At 65.3% G+C, this 533-nt stretch carries 1 protein-coding gene; it reads left to right on the top strand.

Annotated elements, in window-relative coordinates; all coding sequences use genetic code 11:
• Positions 1-533: GTP-binding protein (locus tag ACX9OW_RS20740; RefSeq protein WP_459062769.1), on the top strand; the 533-nt coding region annotated here is incomplete at both ends.

The following is a 533-nucleotide window of genomic DNA, read 5'->3' as shown; positions in this document are numbered from 1 at the left end:
GCCCAGATGGACGGCGCGATCCTGGTGTGCTCGGCCGCTGACGGCCCGATGCCGCAGACCCGCGAGCACATCCTGCTGTCGCGTCAGGTCGGCGTGCCGTACATCGTGGTGTTCCTGAACAAGGCTGACATGGTCGACGACGCCGAGCTGCTCGAGCTGGTCGAAATGGAAGTGCGCGAACTGCTGAGCAAGTACGAGTTCCCGGGCGACGACACCCCGATCATCTCGGGTTCGGCCCGCCTGGCGCTGGAAGGCGACCAGAGCGAGATCGGCGTGCCGGCGATCCTGAAGCTGGTCGACGCGCTGGACACCTGGATTCCGGAGCCGGAGCGTGCGATCGACAAGCCGTTCCTGATGCCGGTGGAAGACGTGTTCTCGATCTCGGGCCGCGGCACCGTGGTGACCGGTCGTATCGAGCGCGGCGTGATCAAGGTCGGTGACGAAATCGAAATCGTCGGTATCCGTCCGACCCAGAAGACCACCGTGACCGGCGTGGAAATGTTCCGCAAGCTGCTGGACCAGGGCCAGGCAGG

It is taken from the genome of Stenotrophomonas genospecies 5 (assembly GCF_054473825.1).
This window is presented reverse-complemented; position numbering and strand designations above follow the sequence as displayed.